This window comes from Dokdonella sp., from assembly GCF_049593775.1.
Taxonomy (GTDB): Bacteria; Pseudomonadota; Gammaproteobacteria; order Xanthomonadales; family Rhodanobacteraceae; genus Dokdonella.
This window is the reverse complement of the sequence record NZ_JBAWHJ010000290.1, coordinates 1-2,846: the sequence shown is the minus strand read 5'-3', so window position 1 is coordinate 2,846 and position 2,846 is coordinate 1. Positions and strand designations below refer to the sequence as shown.

Sequence of the window (2,846 nt, the reverse complement as noted above, 5' to 3'; positions counted from 1 at the left end):
GGCGTGGCACGAAGCCGCCTGGCGCTGCTGAACGCAGATGGTAGCGTAGACGCGGGCTATAACCCCGGTCCTAATGGCAACGTCTCCAGCCTGGCGCAGCAATTCGACGGCAAGGTTCTGGTGATGGGGTCATTCACAATGATCGCGGGACAAACGCGCAACCGGATCGCTCGACTGAACATCGATGGAAGCCTTGACGCAAGCTTCAATCCTGCCCCCAACGGACTGGTCAACGCTGCGGTGCAGAAAGCCTATGACAAGCTGGTAGTCGGTGGAGACTTCACGATGATCGCAGGCCAGACGCGCAATAGAATCGCGCGACTGAACAGCAACGGCAGTCTCGATAATGGATTCAATCCGGGTGCCAATGGCGCCGTCAACGTACTTTTGGTGGATGCTGACGACAGGCTGCTGGTTGGCGGTGCTTTCACCACCATTGCCGGGCAAGGCCGTAACAGACTCGCCCGCTTCGACAGCGACGGCAACCTTGACATGGCGTTCAATCCCGATGTGGATGGGCCAGTGAACAGCCTGGTTTTGCGCACCGATGGCACAATATTCGTCGGCGGTGATTTCGATACCGTAAGCGGACAGCCGCGCACCAATCTGGCCTTGCTGGATGCCAATGGCGATCTGGATTTCGATTTCAATCCGGGGGCACCTGGATTGGTCTATGCACTCGGCGTGCAAGGAGATGGGAAACTGGTGGTAGCCGGCTCCTTCAGCACGCTCGGCGGACAGGCGCGCGACAACATCGGGCGACTGAGCTCGGCGCAAGTTGCTGCGCAATCGCTGGATATCATCAGCTACGACAACGGCAGCAGCGTGATCAACTGGTCGCGCAGCGGCAGCGGGCCCGAACTGGCACAACCGCCATCCCTGCTCTTTTCACTCGCAGGCAGCACGTATGCGCCTATTGGCACGATGCAGAGCAATGGTGCCGGTTGGAACTACGCCGGCTACGTTCCGCCGCAGAATTCGACGTTTTACCTGCGTACAAGCGCGCAAGCACGTTCCGGCCTTTACGGCGGATCGAGTAGCCTGATCCAGAGCACCCGGCAGTTTTTCCTGAACGAAAATGACGGCATCTTTGCTGACGGCTTCCAGCAATGAGTCGACTTTTTCGGGTCTGGTTCTGAGTGCACAAAGCGGGGCGGAGAATTGATCCGCGCGATAGGCGCTAGTAAAAAACCCATCCCGTTCGTCCGGGTGCAGGCGTGCGCCCTGCTCGATCTGCCTGAATGATCCCTGCTAGCCTTGGCCTCTGTGCTCGCTCTCACCAATTGACTCCAGTCCATTGGGTGCAGCGATCCGACAAACGGGGAAATCATGAGCAAGCTGACAGGGTATCGGGAAGCAACGGTTCGGATACTGCAATCCGATCCATGCAGCGGCACTAGTCACATGGGCTGTCGAGTTCGGAGACCGGCAAGACAGTGGAAGCCACCAGCCTGGGTAATTTCGACGTTGCTCTTCCTCGCCGCAACTGCGGCGAATGCCGATTCGATCACGCAGCTGGATCAAGACTATTGGCAATGGCGTGCGCTGGAACAGCCCTTTACCGGCGATGACATCCCGCGCATCGAGCGGCCTATCGGCTTTGTTGTGGACTGGTCATCGGACACCGTCGCCGCGCGCATCACCGACGTTGAAGCGTTTCAGGTCCGTTGGCGTGCGCTCGCACCCGCTGCATCGGCGGCGGTAGGTCAGCAAGTCGACTACCGGCTGGTGGGTTCGGCGATTGCACGGGCGCACTGGGAGCTTTCGGTGGAGGAGGGATGGCGGCGCAACCCCATATTCTACATCGACCAGACGCTGGGCTCGGTCTACGAGCTGTTGCTGCAACCACCGCCATTCGACGAACGGCGACAGTCTGAAATTGTTGCCCGGATCAAGCAGATTCCACACACCATCGCCTCGGCTGAAAGGAATCTCACTGACATGAGGCAGCCATTCGCGCAGACGGCGATAGATTCACTGGACGGCGCTCGCGACAAGGCCGAGCGGGTGCAGGATTCTCTCGGAGCCGAGTTCAGTGCAGCTCATCGCCGCGCGATGAACAAGGCGATGCCCAAGGCAATCAAGGCTCTGGAACAGTATCGTGCCTGGCTGCAGGAGCGTCTGGCCGAGTTGCCTCGCGAAACTGCGATCGGCCGCGACAAGTACGAGACGTTCCTGCGCACGGTGGCCTTGCTTCCCTACTCACCTGAACAGTTGCTGGCACTGGGTCGGCAGGAATGGGCGCGATCGATGGCATTCGAGGCCTACGCGCAAGCACGCCTGAAAGGTAAAGACGCCCCGCCAGTCTTTGCGGACTCCGATGCCGAGATTGCAGCGGAGCGAGCCGATGAGGAACGCATACGGCAGTTCCTCGGCGACGCCGGCATCCTGACCGTGCCGGCCGAGCTGCTGCATTATCTCAATCTTCCAATGCCTGCTTATCTGGAGGCTTGGCAGGAACTCGGCGTCGTCGATGACTTCACCGGACCGTCGCGACTCGACCAGGACAGCATCAGCTATATTCCGCCGCCCAGCCCGGATCTCGGCTTCTTCAACCTTTCGCGTGCGCAGGATCCGCGCCCGATCATCGTTCACGAAGGCATTCCCGGGCACTGGTTCCAGCTCAGCCTGGGCTGGCGCAACAGCAATCCGATCCGGCGCCACTACTACGATTCCTCGGCCAACGAAGGCATCGGTTTCTACGCAGAAGAAATGATGCTGCAAGCCGGCTTGTTCGATGACAACGCGCACACGCGGGCCACCCTGTATCGCTTAATGCGCCTGCGCGCGTTGCGCGTGGAGGTGGACGTGAAACTTGCGCTGGGCGAGTTCACCCTGGCGCAAGC

The 2,846-nt window shown here is 60.0% G+C and carries 2 protein-coding genes; both read left to right on the top strand.

Features of this window, described 5'->3' with window-relative positions; genetic code table 11:
• Nucleotides 1-1,113, top strand: a 1,113-nt coding sequence (locus WBP53_RS10220) for a delta-60 repeat domain-containing protein (protein WP_423928555.1), incomplete at its 5' end; no start/stop codon positions are given.
• Between the two features lie 354 nt (nt 1,114-1,467).
• Nucleotides 1,468-2,846, top strand: a 1,379-nt coding sequence (locus WBP53_RS10215; protein WP_423928553.1) for a DUF885 family protein, incomplete at its 3' end; no start/stop codon positions are given.